The organism is Polynucleobacter sp. VK25 (assembly GCF_018687355.1).
Taxonomy (GTDB): domain Bacteria; phylum Pseudomonadota; class Gammaproteobacteria; order Burkholderiales; family Burkholderiaceae; genus Polynucleobacter.
The window spans coordinates 967,734-986,181 of the sequence record NZ_CP061288.1; the positions used below are offsets into that span (position 1 = coordinate 967,734).

At 45.8% G+C, this 18,448-nt stretch carries 21 protein-coding genes and 2 tRNA genes; 7 read left to right on the forward strand and 16 right to left on the reverse strand.

Features of this window, described 5'->3' with window-relative positions:
• From AOC21_RS05030 to AOC21_RS05045, 4 genes are all read right to left on the reverse strand, one after another.
• Positions 1–1,158 (reverse strand): MFS transporter, encoded by a 1,158-nt coding sequence (locus tag AOC21_RS05030; protein WP_215392659.1) that lies wholly within the window; start codon positions 1,156–1,158, stop codon positions 1–3.
• A gap of 13 nt (positions 1,159–1,171) precedes the next feature.
• On the reverse strand, positions 1,172–2,284 hold the full coding sequence (gene aroC / locus AOC21_RS05035; protein WP_215392660.1) for a chorismate synthase: 1,113 nt from the start codon (positions 2,282–2,284) through the stop codon (positions 1,172–1,174).
• A gap of 43 nt (positions 2,285–2,327) precedes the next feature.
• Positions 2,328–2,783, reverse strand: coding sequence for a CBS domain-containing protein (locus AOC21_RS05040; RefSeq protein ID WP_215392661.1), 456 nt, complete (start codon positions 2,781–2,783; stop codon positions 2,328–2,330).
• A gap of 77 nt (positions 2,784–2,860) precedes the next feature.
• Positions 2,861–3,709: a YhjD/YihY/BrkB family envelope integrity protein gene (locus AOC21_RS05045; RefSeq protein ID WP_215392662.1), complete on the reverse strand. Its 849-nt coding sequence runs from the start codon at positions 3,707–3,709 to the stop codon at positions 2,861–2,863.
• 22 nt (positions 3,710–3,731) lie between these two features.
• Here AOC21_RS05045 and wrbA point away from each other — a divergent pair, with 22 nt between their 5' ends.
• The 4 genes from wrbA to AOC21_RS05065 all read left to right on the forward strand — a co-directional run bounded on the left by wrbA (position 3,732) and on the right by AOC21_RS05065 (position 6,437).
• On the forward strand, positions 3,732–4,340 hold the full coding sequence (gene wrbA, locus AOC21_RS05050) for an NAD(P)H:quinone oxidoreductase (protein WP_215392663.1): 609 nt from the start codon (positions 3,732–3,734) through the stop codon (positions 4,338–4,340).
• Between the two features lie 16 nt (positions 4,341–4,356).
• On the forward strand, positions 4,357–4,746 hold the full coding sequence (locus AOC21_RS05055) for a DUF2069 domain-containing protein (RefSeq protein WP_215392664.1): 390 nt from the start codon (positions 4,357–4,359) through the stop codon (positions 4,744–4,746).
• Positions 4,746–6,161 carry an FAD-binding oxidoreductase gene (locus tag AOC21_RS05060; RefSeq protein ID WP_215392665.1) on the forward strand — a complete coding sequence of 472 codons (1,416 nt, stop codon included), beginning with the start codon at positions 4,746–4,748 and terminating at the stop codon, positions 6,159–6,161. Before AOC21_RS05055 ends, AOC21_RS05060 begins: the two co-directional genes overlap by 1 nt.
• A gap of 90 nt (positions 6,162–6,251) precedes the next feature.
• Positions 6,252–6,437: a hypothetical protein gene (locus tag AOC21_RS05065; protein WP_015420997.1), complete on the forward strand. Its 186-nt coding sequence runs from the start codon at positions 6,252–6,254 to the stop codon at positions 6,435–6,437.
• A 65-nt stretch (positions 6,438–6,502) separates the two neighbouring features.
• Here the strand turns inward: AOC21_RS05065 and AOC21_RS05070 are convergent, their stop codons facing one another.
• The 6 genes from AOC21_RS05070 to AOC21_RS05095 all read right to left on the reverse strand — a co-directional run bounded on the left by AOC21_RS05070 (position 6,503) and on the right by AOC21_RS05095 (position 9,140).
• Positions 6,503–7,396 (reverse strand): alpha/beta fold hydrolase, encoded by an 894-nt coding sequence (locus tag AOC21_RS05070; protein WP_215392766.1) that lies wholly within the window; start codon positions 7,394–7,396, stop codon positions 6,503–6,505.
• A gap of 49 nt (positions 7,397–7,445) precedes the next feature.
• Positions 7,446–7,709: a hypothetical protein gene (locus tag AOC21_RS05075; protein ID WP_251371585.1), complete on the reverse strand. Its 264-nt coding sequence runs from the start codon at positions 7,707–7,709 to the stop codon at positions 7,446–7,448.
• Positions 7,710–7,718: 9 nt separating this feature from the next.
• Complete coding sequence (locus tag AOC21_RS05080; protein WP_215392666.1) at positions 7,719–8,402, reverse strand: DUF3313 domain-containing protein; 684 nt, start codon at positions 8,400–8,402, stop codon at positions 7,719–7,721.
• Between the two features lie 69 nt (positions 8,403–8,471).
• Complete coding sequence (locus AOC21_RS05085; protein WP_215392667.1) at positions 8,472–8,873, reverse strand: hypothetical protein; 402 nt, start codon at positions 8,871–8,873, stop codon at positions 8,472–8,474.
• 78 nt (positions 8,874–8,951) lie between these two features.
• A tRNA-Arg gene (locus AOC21_RS05090) sits at positions 8,952–9,028 on the reverse strand.
• Positions 9,029–9,063: 35 nt separating this feature from the next.
• Positions 9,064–9,140: transfer RNA gene (locus tag AOC21_RS05095), tRNA-Pro, on the reverse strand.
• A gap of 60 nt (positions 9,141–9,200) precedes the next feature.
• On the opposite strand from AOC21_RS05095, the gene AOC21_RS05100 reads away from it, so the two are divergent.
• Entirely contained in the window at positions 9,201–9,569 is a 369-nt protein-coding gene (locus AOC21_RS05100) for a hypothetical protein (RefSeq protein ID WP_215392668.1), read from the forward strand.
• Between the two features lie 60 nt (positions 9,570–9,629).
• Positions 9,630–11,726 (forward strand): TonB-dependent receptor, encoded by a 2,097-nt coding sequence (locus AOC21_RS05105; protein WP_251371586.1) that lies wholly within the window; start codon positions 9,630–9,632, stop codon positions 11,724–11,726.
• 3 nt (positions 11,727–11,729) lie between these two features.
• Here AOC21_RS05105 and glmM read toward each other — a convergent pair whose 3' ends face one another.
• From glmM to AOC21_RS05125, 4 genes are all read right to left on the reverse strand, one after another.
• Positions 11,730–13,073 (reverse strand): phosphoglucosamine mutase, encoded by a 1,344-nt coding sequence (gene glmM, locus AOC21_RS05110; RefSeq protein ID WP_215392669.1) that lies wholly within the window; start codon positions 13,071–13,073, stop codon positions 11,730–11,732.
• Between the two features lie 31 nt (positions 13,074–13,104).
• Positions 13,105–13,941: a dihydropteroate synthase gene (gene folP, locus AOC21_RS05115; protein ID WP_215392670.1), complete on the reverse strand. Its 837-nt coding sequence runs from the start codon at positions 13,939–13,941 to the stop codon at positions 13,105–13,107.
• Between the two features lie 49 nt (positions 13,942–13,990).
• Positions 13,991–15,868: an ATP-dependent zinc metalloprotease FtsH gene (ftsH, locus tag AOC21_RS05120; protein ID WP_215392671.1), complete on the reverse strand. Its 1,878-nt coding sequence runs from the start codon at positions 15,866–15,868 to the stop codon at positions 13,991–13,993.
• Between the two features lie 158 nt (positions 15,869–16,026).
• A complete protein-coding gene (locus AOC21_RS05125; protein ID WP_215392672.1) occupies positions 16,027–16,701 on the reverse strand; it encodes an RlmE family RNA methyltransferase in 675 nt (224 codons plus the stop codon).
• Between the two features lie 66 nt (positions 16,702–16,767).
• Between AOC21_RS05125 and AOC21_RS05130 the strand changes: the two genes are divergently transcribed.
• Positions 16,768–17,454 carry a YhbY family RNA-binding protein gene (locus tag AOC21_RS05130; RefSeq protein WP_371817806.1) on the forward strand — a complete coding sequence of 229 codons (687 nt, stop codon included), beginning with the start codon at positions 16,768–16,770 and terminating at the stop codon, positions 17,452–17,454.
• Between the two features lie 28 nt (positions 17,455–17,482).
• Here AOC21_RS05130 and AOC21_RS05135 read toward each other — a convergent pair whose 3' ends face one another.
• On the reverse strand, positions 17,483–17,956 hold the full coding sequence (locus AOC21_RS05135; protein ID WP_215392673.1) for a DUF4149 domain-containing protein: 474 nt from the start codon (positions 17,954–17,956) through the stop codon (positions 17,483–17,485).
• Positions 17,956–18,432 carry a transcription elongation factor GreA gene (gene greA, locus AOC21_RS05140; RefSeq protein ID WP_215392674.1) on the reverse strand — a complete coding sequence of 159 codons (477 nt, stop codon included), beginning with the start codon at positions 18,430–18,432 and terminating at the stop codon, positions 17,956–17,958. Before greA ends, AOC21_RS05135 begins: the two co-directional genes overlap by 1 nt.
• Between the last annotated feature and the right edge of the window lie 16 nt (positions 18,433–18,448).

The following is an 18,448-nucleotide window of genomic DNA, read 5'->3' on the forward strand; positions in this document are numbered from 1 at the left end:
TTATCTGGCGGGATAACGTCGCGGTCGTAGTTTCTGGATCGCCATACCCGCCAGACCACATGCAAAAGCGGACATTACAAATACATCCCTTGGTTGTGAAGCTTCCCAGATCCAGCCAGCGCACAAGCCCCCTAGCGTTCCACCTAAGCCGTAAGATACGGTTGCCATCAAGGCTTGCCCTCGAGCCTGGAGCGGACCTGTAAACCAACGTTGTAGTAATTTTGTAGCGGCGCTATGGTGTGCTGCAAAAGTGCCTGCATGCATTAATTGCGCCACAATTAATACGGAAGTAATTGGTAGGAATGCAATCAAAACAAAACGAACTACCCCTATCCCGAATGCAGCTTGCAAAATCACTTCAGCATCGAGCCTGCTGAGTACTTTACTTTGGAAGTAGAAGAAGATTACTTCAGCGGCGACACCGAGAGCCCAAAATAGACCTATCTGAAATTTATCGTAGCCAAGGTCTGCGAGATAAAGGGAATAAAAAACATATAAAGCAGCATGTGCGAAGATCATGAAAAATCCCGACACTAAGAACCAGCGCACATCTGGATTGAAAAGCACAATCAATAACTCACCCTTTACCATCTTGCGCCGCTCCATTTTTGGCTCGCGCAAACAAAAGCTAATCAAGGCTAGTGCAAGCAGAACAATCGTGCCAACTAAGGGGTACAGCTCAATAGACTTGCGTTGAAACAGCTCTCCTGCTGCTAGAACCATGGCAATAAAACCAATCGAGCCCCATAGTCGTAAACGTCCATAACGTTTATCAAAAGAATTGTCTTTGTATAAAGCGTGGATAGTAGCTGATTCACCCAGCGGCATTAGGCTACTCAAAATGGTATGCAGAGCAAACATCCAAATGAAAAAGCCAATGTAGCTCTGTAAAAAATAGATGCACAAAAATACTATGGCAGCTAAACAGGCGCAAAAGCGAATAATGCTAATGCGATTTGATAGATAGTCAGATAGCCAGCCCCAAGAAAATGGACCAACTATTCTGGTGATCTGCAGCATTGACATCAATGCAGCGATTTCAATAACGCTAAAGCCTCGATCTAAAAAGAAAAGGCTAGCGTAGGGTGAAACCAGGCCAACATAGGCAAAATATAAAAAGAAAAAGGACCCGAAGGCCCAGCGAAGCAAAGGTGTCATTTATAGAGCCAAGTTAATCGCGATATGAGCCAGGTTGAGCGGCTGGAATGGATGCGGCATCGGACACGTCGGCACACTGAGCGCGATGACGAAGTGCGTGATCCATCAACACAAGGGCCAACATTGCCTCGGCAATTGGGGTTGCGCGAATACCAACACAGGGGTCATGTCGCCCTTTGGTTTGAACGGTAATGGGTTTTCCATCTAAATCCACAGATTGCTTAGGACTCATGATGCTAGAGGTCGGCTTGATGGCAATGGAGACTCGTAAGTCTTGACCGCTACTGATGCCGCCCAAGGTGCCGCCAGAATTATTTGTTGCGAAACCATCTGGGTGCAGCTCATCACCATGCTCGCTACCACGTTGAGCAACAGACTTGAATCCTGCGCCAATCTCTACGCCTTTGACGGCGTTAATCCCCATCATGGCATGCGCAATATCGGCATCCAATTTATCAAATAAAGGTTCGCCCAAGCCAGCGGGCACATTACGGGCTCGCACTTCAATGCGCGCACCACATGAGTCCCCTGCTTTACGTAAATCATCCATGTAGCTCTCTAATTGAGGAATGACTTGAGCATTGGCAGCAAAGAATGGATTGTTTCCGATTTCAGAAGCATCTTTAAATGGGATTTCCAGTTCACCCAATTGACTCATATAGCCATAGAACTCAGTGCCATATTTTTCATGCAACCATTTTTTAGCAATTGCTGCAGCTGCAACTACAGGCGCCGTTAAGCGCGCGGATGATCTGCCACCACCGCGAGGATCACGAATACCGTATTTTTGTTGGTATGCGTAATCTGCATGACCAGGCCTAAAGGTTTGCAATATGTCGCCGTAGTCTTGACTACGTTGATCGGTGTTGCGAATCAATAATGCAATTGGAGTACCTGTAGTCTTACCCTCAAAAACACCGGAAAGTATTTCTACCTTATCTTCTTCTTTGCGCTGGGTAACGTGCCTAGAAGTTCCAGGCTTGCGACGATCCAAATCCAGCTGAATATCCGCTTCGGACAATTTCATACCCGGCGGGCAGCCGTCAACGACCGCGCCGATAGCGGGACCGTGGGATTCACCAAAAGTGGTAACAGTAAAAAGAAGGCCTAAAGTATTCCCTGACATACCGACATTATGTCATTGGTCAGAAAAGGATGGCTAGAACTGCTTAGGATGCGGCTTTTTCGGTATCTTCGGGCCAGTCGCGGATATAGGCCTTAAGCATGGTGTTTTCAAAGTCTTGGGCTTCAACTACAGACTTAGCAACGTCGTAGAAAGAAATCACGCCCATTAGCATTTTTTGATCAACCACCGGTAGGTAGCGTGCATGATCAACCAACATCATGCGACGCACTTCATCAATCTCAGTTTCCATATTGCAGGTTAAGGGCTTCTGATTCATCACTGTGCTTACTTGAAGACCCTCAAGCTTGCCATGATGCTTAGCTAATGCCGCAATAACTTCGCGGAAAGTTAGAATGCCAACCAATTTGTCGTACTCCATAACTACTAGAGAGCCAATATCGTGTTCGCTCATTACGAGCACTGCTGTTTGAAGAGCTGTATCTGGAGCAACTGTAAAAAGAGTGCTCCCCTTAACGCGTAATATGTCACGAACTTTCATTTGATCTCCAAAACTAGGCTTTTATGACTTCAATATAGACTTAAGACCTCTTTGAATCAAGGGCTTAGGTACAACTTTTAGTAACGAATAACCCTAATGACGCCACTGCGGATGCTGGGCAAATTGGCCACTATGACCGCTCCAGTCAAGGTAATCCACCAAGTTAAGTAGATCCATATCAGCCCTAAAGGAAAGATGGCGAAAGCGCCATAAACCGTTTTGTAGAAGGCTGTATGCGTTAAGAAAAGAGCAAAACCAAATTTCATTAACTCAAAAGCTAGTGCAGCGACTAAAGCTCCAGCAAACGCATCGCGCCACAAGATCTTGGTATACGGAAGAATTTTGTAGACTACCGCGTAGACCAAGATTGCCAAAAAGATCGGGGCAATCGTCGCCACTAATTTAAATCCTATGGATACAGCGCTAATCCAACCTTCAGATGCACTAAACAAAACGCCGCTAAGGTAAATGCCTAAGCCCAGCAGTATTGGCCCCAAAATTGTTGCCGCACTGTAAATGGCGATTTTCTTGTACATAGGGCGAGTTGCGCTGACCTTGAAGATATGATTAAAGGCCCCTTCGATCACAGCAAGGGTCATTACAGTAGTAATAATGAGACCCGCTAAACCAATAAAGGTTAATCCTCGTGCTTGAGAGGAAAATTGGTCCAAGTAAATAAATACCTGTTGGTTAATACCCCCCGGCATATAGGTATCTAATAGCCAAGTTTTAAAGGAATTTTTGACTTGAATGACGCTTGGCAGGTAGCCGATTAAGATTGTTGCAATTGTCACCATGGGAACCATGGATAGCGTGGTTGTAAAGGCTAGGCTAGCGGCAATTTGCTTCAAATTCTGGCCGCGGTTACGCTCCCAAATCTCTTTAGCCAGAGAGAGCCATAATTGGGGGTTACGAATAAGGCGCATCGCCGTATCATAAGAGATCAATATGAGCCAACACGAAATTTTAGTTTTGTACTACTCCCGCTATGGTGCAACCAAGGATTTGGCGCGTCTGATTGCCGAGGGTATTGAAAGTGTTCCTGGGGTAAATGCCCGTTTAAGGACTGTTCCTGCCATTTCAGCTGTTTGCGAGGCAACCGAAGCCACCGTACCCCAAGATGGCGCCCCTTATGCTGAATATTCGGATTTACAGGAATGTATAGGGCTTGCATTAGGATCGCCAACCCGCTTTGGCAATATGGCGGCTCCAATGAAGTACTTTTGGGATGGCAGTTCCTCAGAGTGGATGAATGGTGCATTAATAGGTAAACCAGCTTGCGTATTTACAAGCACTGGCAGCATGCATGGCGGCCAAGAAAGCACTCTTCTGACCATGATGATTCCATTGCTGCATCACGGCATGATGTTGATGGGCATTCCGTATAGCGAACCAGATCTCATGTCTTCTAGCACGGGCGGAAGTCCTTATGGTGTTACTCATCTTGCTCATGCCGATGGACGCGCACCAATCAGCGCTGAAGAGCAACGATTGGCAAAAGCTCAAGGAAGACGACTGGCTGAAACAGCCTTAATGCTTCACCTCAATAAAAAGTAAGGCACGCAAATTCCACATGATGCAAAAGATTCTGAATAAAAATCCTTACCAACTCATTGCAACGGCCGCCTTTATTGATTTATTCATACTATGCGTGTGTTGGGAGTGGTTTATTTCACCGTTGCGACCCGGTGGCTCATGGCTAATACTGAAAGGCGTGCCCCTCTTATTTGCTATTCCAGGACTCTGGAAAGGAAATGTCTATACCATGCAGTGGGCCTCTATGTTGATCTTGCTCTATATCACCGAAGGCTTGGTTCGCATCCTTGAAACGGGGGCAAACTTTTGGCTTGCCGTACTTGAAACATTTCTCGCAACGATTGGGTTTGTCTGTCTGTTGATGTATCTAAAGCCAATTAAAAAAGACGCGAAAGCATTAAAGAAGAAAATGCGGGCCGAAAACTAATGCAAGACTTCATCCAACAACTTTCAGGCGCTATAGATCAGAAGTACCTTCTGACCCAAGAGGAAGATAAAGCGCCCTACCTTACTGATTGGCGCAAACGCTTTACAGGAAAAGCTCTTGCCGTTGTGCTACCTAGTACAAGCGCTGAAGTTGCGGGAATCATTAAGTTGTGCGCACAGCATCAAGTTGCCGTAGTTCCGCAAGGTGGTCACACGGGGTTTTGTGGGGGCGCCACACCAGATAACAGTGGTACGCAAATCATTCTTAATCTTAAGCGCATGAATCGGATCCGCGAGGTTGATGTAGCCAACCAAACCATCACGCTTGAAGCAGGCTGTATTTTGCAGGCGGTTCAAGATAAAGCGGTCGAGCATGGGTTTTTATTTCCCTTAAGTCTTGGAGCAGAGGGTAGCTGCATGATTGGCGGAAATCTTGCAACCAATGCTGGTGGAACTAATGTTCTCCGCTACGGCAATACTCGAGATCTCTGCTTAGGTCTTGAAGTTATTACTGCTAAGGGTGAAATTTGGAATGGCATTAAAGGTTTGCGCAAAGACAATACTGGCTATGATTTACGCGACTTATTCATTGGGTCTGAAGGGACTCTTGGCATCATTACGGCTGCAGTGATGAAGCTATACCCTCTGCCAATTTCTCAATGGACCACACTGGTAGCGTGTGAGAATGTTGCATCCACAATTACTCTATTGAATCTCTTTCAAAAACGTGCCAGCGCATTACTTACTGGTTTTGAAATGATGACGCGAGAATCATTGGATTTAAATGAAAAGCATTTTCCGCAAATGGCTAATCCCTTAAAGGGAAACCCACCCTATACGGTCTTGATTGAATTGTCAGACCACGAAAGCGAAGAGCATGTCAGGCAGCTACTCGAAGCAATCCTGGAAGAAGCTTTTGAGGCCCAGTTGATTAGTGATGCGGTCATCGCTAGCAATTTAAGTCAGGCGAACGGGTTTTGGCATATGCGTGAACACATCACTCTTGCACAAGCTCAGGAAGGTGCCAATCTCAAACATGACATCACCATTCCCCTATCTTCACTTGAGAGCTTTATTCAAGTGACTGATGCATTAATGAGGGATAGATTCCCTGGTGTCAGGATTATCAATTTTGGACATCTTGGGGATGGGAACTTGCATTACAACATCGCCCCACCCTTGGGCATCGATCCTAAGACTTTCAATGAATTTAATGAAAAACAGATTCATGAGCTTGTTTATGACCAGGTAGAACGTTGCAAAGGCTCTATCTCCGCAGAACATGGGGTTGGGCAGCTTAAATTAGACGGCCTAAGGGCTCATAAAGGCAAAGTAGCCCATGAGCTTATGAAGACCCTAAAAAGGGCTCTAGACCCCCAAAATATCCTTAACCCCCATAAAGTCGTCTCGATTTGATCAGAATACGCACTTTTTTGTGAAATATTTTGTAATTCGTGTCATCTCGGTCGCTTTTCCAAGCGTTGTATGGGCATGGAGGTGGCAAATATGTCAACAAGACTCAAACGTTGGGCCCGCGCAATTCAACAGATCGACTTGTCCAAAAGGACGCCTGAGGTAGCTATTGGCTATTTGGATAGCAAATATCGCGATATTGCTTGGCGTTATATCCGTATCCTAGGCTTTGAGCGCACTATCAGCTTCATGGCTAGCAATAATTTTCACCCAGAATAATTGTTAAAAACCCTAAATAACTGATTTATTTAGGATTTTTTCTTTTACTCTTCTTATTCCGGCTTTCAGCCAAAGAATTCCTTGGCCTCTTTCAGCAATAGAGCCGGAATCTCTTCCGGTATGTAGTGTCCACTTGGTACCGCAGCCCCGCTAACCATATCGGCAACTTGCTGCCAGTCCTCTAGAGGCTTGAAGCATTTATTTACCAATCCATGCTCACCCCATAAAACCCTGAGCGGCATATTTAGTTTCTTTGCTGCGGCACGATCTGCGCGATCATGAATAAGATCAATAGTGGCAGCAGCGCGATAGTCTTCACACATCGCATGCATACCTTGTGGCTCACTTGCGCCTGCCAAATATTCAGCCCAACGTTCTGGTGAAAATATTCCCGTTCCTGCGTGTCGACCCATATGATTCTTGAGCCAATATTCTGGATTGGCTCCAATCATTGTTTCTGGAACCGGCTCTGGTTGAATTAAGAAGAACCAGTGCCAGTAACCTTTGGCAAATTCCATTGTGGTCTTGTCATACATTGTTAAGGTTGGAGATATATCTAGAACCATCAAACGCAGAACGCTTTCAGGAAAGTCCATAGCTAATCGATGGGAGACTCTACCCCCTCTGTCGTGACCAAGTAAAAAGAATTGATCAAATCCCAAGCTCTTCATTAAAGTATGCTGATCTGCAGCCATAGATCGTTTCGAATACGTTGAATGGTCTGCCTCGCCATGAGGCTTTGAGGACTGCCCATAACCTCGTAGATCTGCAGCAACTACAGTAAAAAGTTTGGCCAATTCAGGCGCCACTTGACTCCAGATTGCCTTGGTCTGGGGGAAGCCGTGCAGAAGCAACAAAGGCGGCCCACTGCCGCCAATGAGATATGCAATTTCAATGGGGCCATCGCTCGATGAGACGGTAATTTTATTTTCTTTAAAACCTGGAAAAGAAACAGACATCATTCATCCAAATAAATGAGCCCCCTTGGGGGCTCTTGAAGTTTCGATCTTATCTATCAGCCATTGCCTGAATTTCAGCAACAGTCACATAGCCCTTATTACCTGTGTCGATGTAGCTGAAGTGGTCATAAATCCTAGGCATGCAACCCTTCGCCTCATCTCGAGTTAACTTACCATCATGATTAACATCGCATTTAGCAAATCGCTCAGCTACCTCCTTATTGCGAGACGCATTATCCGCATACACCGGAATAGAAAAGGCTAGAAAGGAGCTTATGCCAATAAGGGTTAGTAATTTACAAAATAATTTCATGATGGGCGCTTATTTCCCGGTTGGCGTTGGATTTGCGGATTGCTCCAAAGCTGAGCGGACAACTTTCTTCGCCATTGCAACAAAAGAATCTGCAGATCCAGCATTGGTTCTAAAAGATTCACCCTGAACAGTGATTAAGCCCTCGCCTAATAGTTGTTTTGATTGGCTATCAGTGATCTTGCTTTCAACCAAAAGCGCAGGAGTTTTTGAATTCACTCCACCAGCGTAGGCAGCAGCATTCATGGCCAAGCCTATAGGTGTGAAATTCCAAGGCTGCAAACTATCCGTTGAACTCTCAGCGCCAGTAATACCTACTGAAATACGCGCAGTACCAGGACCAGGCTGCGTAACAATCCGAATATTTCCACGGGCATTTACTGCCTCAACCATGGAGGCTTGTAATGCAGCCTTCGCTTTATTAATCACATCAAGGCTGACCTCTTTGGTTGCGTTTTGATTTAAATAGATAGGGTCAAGGATTACTGCTGTATAGATGCCAGGATTTACACCTGATACACGGTACCTCCAAATACGGGTGTCTTTATCGCTCGTTGCCATCGGAACTAAAAGGTTGTAGTCAGGCAAGAAGCCTGATCGAGGCATTGACTCTGTCGCTAATTTGGGTGCATTACTACAAGCGGCTAATGTGATAGCCGCCATAAATGACACTAACAAAACATTCATTTTTTTCATAGCGATTCCAGGTGATTGATTGAGATACTTAAAGGACTAGCTTCAAAAGGACATCATACCCACATCCAATTAATCCGGTGCCGGGCATGGCAGAGTTCCGCCCGTCTTTTTGTGAATCTGAGGTTTGCAATCAGCTTGAGCAGGAGCCGTCTGAGTTGAAGCCATTGCTTCAGACGGTGCAACCTTGTTCAATGGTGCCTGCACTGAAGGTGTTGTAGTTGTTGTGGATGGCGATGGAGCGATTGGGCTGCTTGCTACGGGAGTCGGCTTTGCAGGAGCTAAACCAAGTTCTCTATAAAACGCCTTATCTGAACCAGGGCAAGGCATTAGTGCGCCCGTTTTAGGATTCACAACATCTTTGCATTGGGGGTTCGCTTCGAGTCGCGCCTCTAGCTTTGCTGATGAGCAAGCCCCAAGAAGAAGCAAGGCGCAGGAGATCAGCAAGGATGTTCTGAGTAAATTGGTATTCATCAGATCATTCTAAGGCAATGTACGCAAGAAAAAGATACGTCAAGCCGTAGTTTAAAGCATTGGGTGTGTAGAGAATTTTGGCCTGCCCAGCACGATTCGAACGTGCGACCTACGCCTTAGAAGGGCGTTGCTCTATCCAGCTGAGCTATGGGCAGAATGTGCTGGGTCTATCTAGAACAATAAGGGAAAGTGGTCGGAGTACAAGGATTCGAACCTTGGACCCCCTGCTCCCAAAGCAGGTGCGCTACCAGGCTGCGCTACACTCCGACGGAATCGATATTCTACACCGAGAGCGCCGTTTGAGGCAAATCCTGTAAGATTCATCCCATGAGTGCCTATTTTTCAAGCAAATTTACAAAGCAAGTTCATGCCGCACTTACAGCGGCATTGCTAGTATTTTGCTTGCTAGGCACCCACTTGGTGGGCCTCTCACATGCTATTTCTCACGCTGGATTACAAAAGCAAGCTACAGAGGCTAGCGCATCAAGCAATATCGATAAGAGCTTCAGTCACAGCTCTGATGTATGTCACCTGTTTGATGCACTTTCGCTTGCGGGATTTGTGCCGAGCAGTCACGGTGACGCCGAAGTCATCTTGGGCAGCGCTTCAGATCCGCAGAATTCAAGCAACCCTTCATTACGGAGTTTAGTTTCCAACTCGTATCACTCGCGTGCGCCCCCTACCTTCATCCTTTAAAACACAGCGCCCTTGAGGGCACCCTCGTTTTAGTCACTCACCAATACTTGGTGAATTTGGATGAATATGAATTATCGCTTTAGAAAATTTACCTGCTCATCGCTACATGCCTTGATCGCGCTGCTGCTTATAAATACTGCTCACGCGGAAGGTCAAGCGGATTCTTTACCGCAACTTGATGTCACGGGGGTGCGTGATAACGGACAAGGATTCTTGGCGCCTAACAAAGTATTGGCTGGTGATGAGCTTCAGAACAAACTATCAGGTACGCTTGGTGCAACACTAGCAAATGAATTAGGCATCTCAGCTACAGGTTATGGTGCTGGATCTTCAAGGCCGGTTATTCGTGGCTTAGATGGTGCACGTGTACAAATTCTACAAAATGGCTTGTCTGTTGGAGATGTCTCTAGTATCTCCCCTGATCACGCCGTTGCAAGTCCAATGCAAAACACGCATCAAATTGAAATTTTGCGTGGCGCTTCCGCCCTGCTTTATGGCTCGGGCTCAAGCGGTGGGCTAGTGAATGTTGTAAATGACCGAATTGTTACAACAATGCCCGATACAGTTTCTGGCGCCATAAATACTAGCTACGAAACCGTTAATCAAGGCAAGACCGCCAATATTGAATTAGATGCTCCCGCTGGACCATTGGCACTTCATTTTGATTCAGCAATTAGCAACTCAAATAACTATCGCATTCCAGGCTATGCAGAGCAAGGTGGCCCAAACGCAAATTGGTCTATCAATCCTGGTGAGTCAGTCAACGTCCCTTATAGCGGCAAACTGCCCTTCTCTTTTAGCAATCAAAATAGCATGGGTTTAGGCGCAAGTTATGTTCGATCAGATGGATATACCGGCATCTCCATGGAGCGCATGAATCATAACTACGGCATTCCGACTGCCGAGGGAGGATTTATTCAGCAGTCTCAAAATCGTTACGACATTGCACATCAATCCAACGACCCATTTGATGGCTTTAGCTCTGTCAAAATCAGCGCTGCCAACACGAATTATCAACATACTGAATTTACTAATAATGGTGTTGCTTCCACGCAATGGAATAACACTGCAACTGAAGCACGTCTAGAGTTGGCTCATAGAGAGTTATTGGGATCTAAAGGGATCTTAGGGGTGCAAATTACCGGCGCAACCTTAAATGCGACTGATTTATCGACTAATAATTACGCAATTGTTCCGCAGACTAAGTCAAATTCATCCGCCCTGTTTTTGGTTGAGGAAGGTCGGTATGGCCTATTAAAAACAAATCTAGGAGTGCGTTATAACTACGCTACCCAAAATCCAAACTCAGGTACGCAGTTTCCAAGTGCCGCTAGTCAAGATTTTGTGCCAAGCTTATATGGACCACCATCACTTCAAAGTCGTCAATTTAATTTAATGTCGTATTCCGCCGGAGGGATGTTGGATATTGCAAGAGGATATGGTGTTGGACTTACTTACACTGTTTCTCAAAGAGCCCCATCAGCTCAAGAGCTGTATTCATATGGACCACATGATTCAACTGCGACATTTGATATTGGAAACTCGAATTTAGGCATTGAAACATCGCATAACCTTGAATTGAGTTTTCAAAAAACGCTTGGGATCGTTCGCAGCAAGGCTAGCATTTATAAAAACCAATTTAATAACTTTATTTACGGTTTCTACACAGGCGCCTATAGCCAAGCCAACGACAATTTTTCAGTTGTACAAGCCTCTCAAGCAAATGCAACTATTCAGGGCGCAGAAGCAGAGCTAAGTTACAACTATGGTGAAAATGGTGTTGGTGGGCGGATATTTGGGGATGTATCACAAGGTACATTTACCGGAGGAGGGAATCTTCCTATGCAGCCAGCCCCTCGCATTGGCACTGAATTATCTTATTTACACAAAGGTTGGTTGGCAGGCGCTAGCTACATCTACAGTTACCAACAAAATAAATTGGCCAGCTGGGAAATTGGACCAACGCCAAGCTATAACCTAGTCAATGCCAACCTTTCTTATACAGAGCGCGTTGGAAAGGTAAATTGGACCGGTTATCTCATTCTGAAGAACTTGCTAAATGAAGAGATTCGCTACGCCACATCTCCTATGGCAGTCAGACTGTACGCTCCGCAACCAGGAAGAAGTCTAATGGTGGGTGTAAGAGCCGCCTTCTAACGCTTATGCAGTTGGAACTAAATCAGCAATACTTTTAGCTGCTCGCATTGCAACATCAGCATCCTTAGTCTCAACCATCACGCGCAATAAGGGTTCTGTTCCAGAGGCACGTATTAAGATTCTGCCAATATCTTGAAGATCAGCCTCAACCTTTGCGATTTGTCTTTTTAAGATCTCGTCGGACTTCCAGTCATAGCCAGGTTTAAATTTCACATTCAAAAGTACCTGTGGATAGATTTTTACTAAATCAAGAAGCTGTGCAAGACTTTTTTTGTTTTGACTCATGGCGGCCAATACCTGGAGCGCTGCAATGGTTCCATCACCAGTCGTATGTTGATCAAGACAAAGTAAGTGGCCAGAACCCTCACCGCCAATGATCCAGCCATTCTGCTTAAGTAGCTCTAGAACGTAGCGATCGCCAACATTTGCGCGCTCAAAACCTATGCCCAGTTCCTTGATGGCGTTTTCAACTGCTAAATTGGTCATTAAAGTGCCTACAGCACCACCAATCTTTTGGCCACGATCCAAGCGGTCTTTTGCCAATACATAAAGAAGCTCGTCACCATTAAATAATCGACCAGAGGCATCTACCATTTGCAAGCGATCGGCATCACCATCTAAAGCAATGCCTAAATCTGCTTTGACCTCTTTAACCTTAGCAATAAGTGCTGCCGGAGCGGTTGCACCACAACCATCATTGATATTGCGGCCATCTGGACTTACGCCTATTGAAATAACCTCAGCACCTAGCTCATGAAAAACATGAGGGGCTGTGTGATAAGCGGCGCCATTAGCGCAATCTACTACGAGCTTCATTCCCTTGAGATTTAGCTCTCCAGGGAATGTTGATTTACAAAACTCAATGTAGCGTCCCGCAGCATCGTCTAAACGAAAGGCCTTACCAAGTTCTTTTGAATTTACGCATCCCATTGGGTTCTCTAATTCAGCCTCTATAGCTAATTCAAAATCATCGGATAACTTGTCACCCTTTGCAGAAAAAAACTTGATGCCGTTATCTTGATAAGGATTGTGAGATGCTGAGATCACTAAGCCAGCCGATAAACGCAAGGCTTTAGTGAGGTATGCAACTCCAGGAGTTGGGATGGGTCCACACAACATTACATCCACTCCGGCAGCAGCAAAGCCAGCCTCTAAAGCGGCCTCTAATAAATATCCAGATACCCGCGTGTCTTTACCGATAAGAATTTTGCAACGCTCACCAGACTTCGCGTCACGTGTTAATACTTTGCCTGCAGCGTAGCCTAAGCGAGTCATAAACTCGGGAACGATAGGAAATTGCCCCACCTCTCCCCGGATGCCGTCTGTGCCAAAGTATTGTTTTTTCATATTTTGATTATAAAACTTAGATCGAGGTGACCTATTGAATCGCTTCCCAAAGCTTTAATGCATCTACCGTTTCCGCTACATCATGTACCCGGACAATTTTTGTACCTCTATCAGCAGCCATAATGGCGGCAGAAATACTAGCGGCAACACGATCATTACTATCCTTGCCAGTAATCTTGCCAAGCATGGACTTTCGAGAGATTCCTGCAAGCACGGGAACACCCAAAGTTGAAAACTGAGCAAAGTTCGCCAGCATAGTCAGATTGTGTTCTAGGTTTTTACCAAAACCAAAGCCAGGATCAATAGCAATTCGATTCCCATCAACACCCTCGGCAAGCAATAATTCGACCCGCTCTTTTAGGAATTCTTTAACATCATTAACGACATCTTGATAGCTGGGATCAAATTGCATGGTGAGAGGATCGCGCTGCATATGCATCAGCACAATGCCACAACTTTTATTTTCTAAAACAGCATCAACCGAACCGCTTTGACGAAGAGCCCAAATATCATTTACGCAATCCACTCCAGCATGCAATGCTTGACGCATCGTTTCCGCCTTATAAGTGTCTATTGATAAAGGCACACCGCAATCCTTAAGTGCTTCAATTACCGGCAGCACCCTGTCTAATTCTTCCTGCAATTCGACAGGCTCAGCACCGGGTCTTGTTGACTCACCGCCAATATCAATCAGATCGACACCATTAGCAATCATGTACTCTGCTTGAGTAATTGCGTCCTTAGGGGTTCTGAATCTTCCACCATCAGAGAATGAATCTGGAGTTGCGTTCAGAATACCCATAACAATCGGGCGCTTACGTTTATCGAAATCAAAAAGAAAACGCCCACAACGCCAAGTTGTGGGCATCTTTTGAAGACTTTGATGGGGCATCAAAGGCTGCCGCTAAACAAGGCGTTTATGCAGTAGCTGGAGCGCTGCCAGTCGCAGGTCCAGGGGTGCCAGCAGAATTGCCAAACTGTGTCGCTGGAGGTGGTTTAGGTGCTCGTGGTGGGCGACCTTCCATGATGTCATTGATTTGCTCTGCATCAATTGTTTCCCATTCAAGCAAAGCAGCCACCATTGCCTCAACCTTATCGCGATTCTGTTCTAGGATGGATCTGGCCAAAGCATACTGACTATCTACCAAGGCACGAATTTCTGCATCTACTTTTTGTTGGGTCAACTCAGAAACAGTTTTGGTGCTGTTGCGACCAAAAATACTTTCAGACTCGGTGTCAACATAAACCATCGTACCCAAGCTATCACTCATGCCATAGCGAGTAACCATGTCGCGAGCCATTTTTGTAGCGCGCTCAAAGTCATTAGAAGCACCGGTGCTCATGGAGTGCAAAAATACTTCTTCAGCGGCACGCCCACCAAATAAAATGGCCAACTCTTCCATCATGCGATCTTTGTACAAGTTCACACGATCAAACTCAGGCAACTGCCAGGTAACACCAAGTGCCATACCGCGAGGCATGATGGTGACCTTATGGACCGGATCGGCCTTAGGCAATATCTTAGCAACAACAGCATGACCGGACTCATGATAAGCAGTATTGCGGCGCTCTTCTTCACGCATGACCGCAGACTTGCGCTCAGGCCCCATGTAGATCTTATCTTTTGCGTCCTCGAAATCCTTCATGTCTACTGCACGCTTATTACGACGAGCCGCAAACAACGCAGATTCATTTACCAAGTTTGCCAAATCTGCGCCGGAGAAACCTGGAGTGCCGCGAGCCAAAACAGCAGCATTCACGTCAGGATCAATTGGAACTTTACGCATATGAACTTGCAAAATCTGCTCACGGCCACGAATGTCCGGCAAGCCTACATGAACCTGTCGATCGAAACGTCCTGGGCGTAATAACGCTTTATCTAAGACATCAGAGCGGTTGGTTGCAGCAACGACGATCACGCCGCTGTTACTTTCAAAACCATCCATCTCAACTAGCATCTGGTTGAGAGTTTGTTCGCGTTCATCATTGCCGCCACCCATACCGGCGCCGCGGTGACGACCTACTGCATCAATTTCATCGATAAAGATGATGCAAGGAGAGTTTTTCTTTGCGTTCTCAAACATATCTCGTACACGAGATGCGCCAACACCAACAAACATCTCAACGAAGTCAGAGCCAGAAATAGAGAAGAATGGAACCTTGGCTTCACCCGCAATGGCGCGAGCCAAAAGAGTCTTACCAGTACCCGGAGGACCAACCAGCAAGACACCATGAGGAATTCGGCCGCCAAGTTTTTGAAACTTTTGCGGATCTTTTAAGAAATCAACAATCTCAAAAACTTCTTCTTTTGCCTCGTCACATCCAGCAACGTCTGCGAAAGTAACTGTATTGCTATTTTCATCAATGAGGCGTGCCTTTGATTTGCCAAAGGAGAATGCTCCGCCTTTGCCGCCACCCTGCATTTGGCGCATCATGAAAAACCAAAAGCCAATAATTAATAAGGTAGGACCAAGATAGTACAAGGCAGAAACCAACATGTTCGGCTCATCATCGGCTTTACCTGTTACCTGAACACCGTATTTCATCAAATCACCAACCATCCAAATATCACCGGGAGAGATAATCGAATACTTGTTGCCATCAGCTGGGGTTACTTGTAATGTGCGGCCTTGCACATCAACGCGTTTAACTTTGCCAGCTTTAGCGTCATCCATGAATTGAGAATACGTGACCTGAGTTTGGTCCTTGGGCTTATCAAACTGTTTAAAAACAGTGAAAAGTACCAAGCCCACAATGAGCCACACACCGATTTTTTGGAACATATTGCTGTTCAAAATGAGTCCTTTTCTGGATTGATCCAGGAGTTAAAGCGATAAGCTTCCTAAGTATTTGATTCTACTACCACCCTTTTTCAAGGGCTAATGGCATATTTATTTATTAAAACCCCTATATTTCGGGGGTTATTGAGCACATTTGGCGCCTCTACAAATGATTATTTTGGGGACTTTAGATTTCTGCCCAAAAGGAAGATCTCTGAAGACTTTGCCCTGGATGCTTTGGGTTTGCGGGAAGCAACCGTTTTGAAGACCTTTTTAAAGGATTCCACGATCTGGCTGTAACCACTACCGTTGAAACATTTAATCAAAAGAGCGCCCTCTGGTTTCAGATGGGCGGTAGCAAAGTCTAGAGCAATCTCAGCCAAAAAAGCCATTCTGGCTGCATCAGCTACACCCACCCCTGAAAGGTTTGGCGCCATATCTGACAAAACCAAATCAACCTTGCCATCTGCGCTCTCAGGCAAAAGTGCTTCTAACGCAGCAAGCCCCTCATCCTCTCTAAAGTCACCCTGAATAAAGCTCACATCGGCAATATCTTCCATTGGCAAAATATCAATGGCAATAATTTGTCCATCAGGCTTTCCGGATTCTATTTTGGGGTTACTTTTACCAAGCTCAGTAAGACGGTTGCGCACGTACTGGGACCAACTCCCTGGAGCGCTCCCTAAGTCAACAATGGTCATCCCTGCTTTGATGAGATGATCCTGCTCGTCAATTTCACTAAGCTTATAAACCGCTCTAGCGCGATAGCCCTCTTTTTGAGCCTTCTTCACATAAGGATCGGTTAGATGATCCTGCAACCAACTTTTATTAAATTTATTCTTCGCCACAACTTACCCACTTTCACCCTCTATTTTCCTAGTTTCTGCGCTCTAAAGCAAAAGGTATCGACCTAAATGACTGCAAATTCAAGCCAAAAGGTCAATTTAGGCCCTCAATGCTCTATCATCAAGCCCATGACTGCACTAACAATTACCCCTGCACAACGTAAATCCCTTAAAGCTGATGCTCATGACTTAAGTCCTGTTGTCATGATCGGTGGCGATGGCCTAACGCCCGCCGTACTCAAAGAAGCCAAATTGGCTATTAATCATCATGGATTGATTAAGATCCGCGTTTTTGGGGATGAGCGGGAAGCACGCATTGCCATCTATGAAGAGCTTTGCGATAAATTGGATGCCGCCCCAGTTCAACATATTGGTAAATTGCTCGTGTTGTGGAAACCAAAAGACATGGTTGATGAGGCCTTTAGCAATTTAGGTCGATCAAGCAAGCAAACTAAAAAATCTTTACAGGCACCCCGTACAAAACGTCAGCCAAATCGCGCTCCTACGAAAGCCGGTATTCGCACCAGCACCTCCGAAAGATCAGATCGTCGCTCTGCGTCAAATGCTGCACCTTTTGCACGTGCCGCCGCAGTGAGGTCAGCCACACCTAAAAAACGAGTTCTACGCTCTGAAGCAGCAGAATCAAAAATTGGATGGTCGTCACCTGGCTACAGAAAAGCAGTTGCTGCACCAGCACCAATTAAGAAGCGTAAGGTCAGAATGAGTAGTACGAAGAAAAAATCACTCGGCTCTTAAGTCAAGCCAGGATGATATAAAAACGCCGCTAGACGGCGTTTTTTGTTGCTCGCCAAACGAGCGCAACCCCAAGTAGAGCCTGAATCATAAAGAGAATGCTAGATACCCCATGAAGTCGATTGAACAAAGGCGCATGGGTTGATTCAGGGACAGATAAACCCAAATAGAGCGCCTGATCTCTGAGTGAATTCATCCACGGAATAATGATGAACGCAGCAGCAACTGCGCAAGCAAACATTCCTAATAGTATCCAGCGAATGATGCGGTAATGGTTCTTACCCTGCCTTACTAGGTTGCTTGCAATAATCATTAATAGTGTGCTGGCGACAACACCAAGATACGCAGTTGCTCTGAAAAGACTAGCGGCAACCATGCCAGCAACCTGTCGATCACCTAGGCTAGAGAAAAGAATTGGAACTACTAAAAATCCAATGGTGATGAAGCTACCTACCCAGAGGCCTGAAATCAGGTTAAAGACTCTCTGGGTTTGAAGGCAATGCATTAGACGTAACGCACAGCCAATATTTCAACTTCGCGGTTACCGCCAGGCGCTTGAACAGCCACAACATCACCCTCTTCTTTGCCAATTAATGCGCGTGCAATCGGTGAGCTGATAGAGATTTTCTTTACAGCGATATCTGCCTCATCATCCCCAACAATTTGATAGGTCAGTTTCGTGCCATCCTCCAGGTCCTCTAGATCAACGGTAGCGCCAAACACTATTCGTCCAGCAACATCCAAGGTGGAAGGATCAATAATTTGAGCTGCAGATAACTTGCCCTCCAACTCTTGAATGCGACCTTCAATAAAGCCTTGCTTTTCTTTGGCTGCATCGTATTCAGCGTTCTCAGAGAGATCGCCTTGAGCGCGAGCTTCAGAGATGGCATTAATTACCGCAGGACGTTCTACGTGTTTAAGACGGTGCAACTCTTCTTTAAGAAGTTCTGCACCGTGCTTGGTAATCGGGATTGTGCTCATGAAACTAACCTAACAT

Excerpts from the sequence above, each read along its gene's own strand:
- AOC21_RS05030 (WP_215392659.1), bottom strand. The coding sequence starts at position 1,158 with ATGACACCTTTGCTTCGCTGGGCCTTCGGGTCCTTTTTCTTTTTATAT.
- aroC (WP_215392660.1), bottom strand. The coding sequence starts at position 2,284 with ATGTCAGGGAATACTTTAGGCCTTCTTTTTACTGTTACCACTTTTGGT.
- AOC21_RS05040 (WP_215392661.1), bottom strand. The coding sequence starts at position 2,783 with ATGAAAGTTCGTGACATATTACGCGTTAAGGGGAGCACTCTTTTTACA.
- AOC21_RS05045 (WP_215392662.1), bottom strand. The coding sequence starts at position 3,709 with ATGCGCCTTATTCGTAACCCCCAATTATGGCTCTCTCTGGCTAAAGAG.
- wrbA (WP_215392663.1), top strand. The coding sequence starts at position 3,732 with ATGAGCCAACACGAAATTTTAGTTTTGTACTACTCCCGCTATGGTGCA.
- AOC21_RS05055 (WP_215392664.1), top strand. The coding sequence starts at position 4,357 with ATGATGCAAAAGATTCTGAATAAAAATCCTTACCAACTCATTGCAACG.
- AOC21_RS05060 (WP_215392665.1), top strand. The coding sequence starts at position 4,746 with ATGCAAGACTTCATCCAACAACTTTCAGGCGCTATAGATCAGAAGTAC.
- AOC21_RS05065 (WP_015420997.1), top strand. The coding sequence starts at position 6,252 with ATGTCAACAAGACTCAAACGTTGGGCCCGCGCAATTCAACAGATCGAC.
- AOC21_RS05070 (WP_215392766.1), bottom strand. The coding sequence starts at position 7,396 with ATGTCTGTTTCTTTTCCAGGTTTTAAAGAAAATAAAATTACCGTCTCA.
- AOC21_RS05075 (WP_251371585.1), bottom strand. The coding sequence starts at position 7,709 with ATGAAATTATTTTGTAAATTACTAACCCTTATTGGCATAAGCTCCTTT.
- AOC21_RS05080 (WP_215392666.1), bottom strand. The coding sequence starts at position 8,402 with ATGAAAAAAATGAATGTTTTGTTAGTGTCATTTATGGCGGCTATCACA.
- AOC21_RS05085 (WP_215392667.1), bottom strand. The coding sequence starts at position 8,873 with ATGAATACCAATTTACTCAGAACATCCTTGCTGATCTCCTGCGCCTTG.
- AOC21_RS05100 (WP_215392668.1), top strand. The coding sequence starts at position 9,201 with ATGAGTGCCTATTTTTCAAGCAAATTTACAAAGCAAGTTCATGCCGCA.
- AOC21_RS05105 (WP_251371586.1), top strand. The coding sequence starts at position 9,630 with ATGAATATGAATTATCGCTTTAGAAAATTTACCTGCTCATCGCTACAT.
- glmM (WP_215392669.1), bottom strand. The coding sequence starts at position 13,073 with ATGAAAAAACAATACTTTGGCACAGACGGCATCCGGGGAGAGGTGGGG.
- folP (WP_215392670.1), bottom strand. The coding sequence starts at position 13,941 with ATGCCCACAACTTGGCGTTGTGGGCGTTTTCTTTTTGATTTCGATAAA.
- AOC21_RS05130 (WP_371817806.1), top strand. The coding sequence starts at position 16,768 with ATGACTGCAAATTCAAGCCAAAAGGTCAATTTAGGCCCTCAATGCTCT.
- AOC21_RS05135 (WP_215392673.1), bottom strand. The coding sequence starts at position 17,956 with ATGCATTGCCTTCAAACCCAGAGAGTCTTTAACCTGATTTCAGGCCTC.
- greA (WP_215392674.1), bottom strand. The coding sequence starts at position 18,432 with ATGAGCACAATCCCGATTACCAAGCACGGTGCAGAACTTCTTAAAGAA.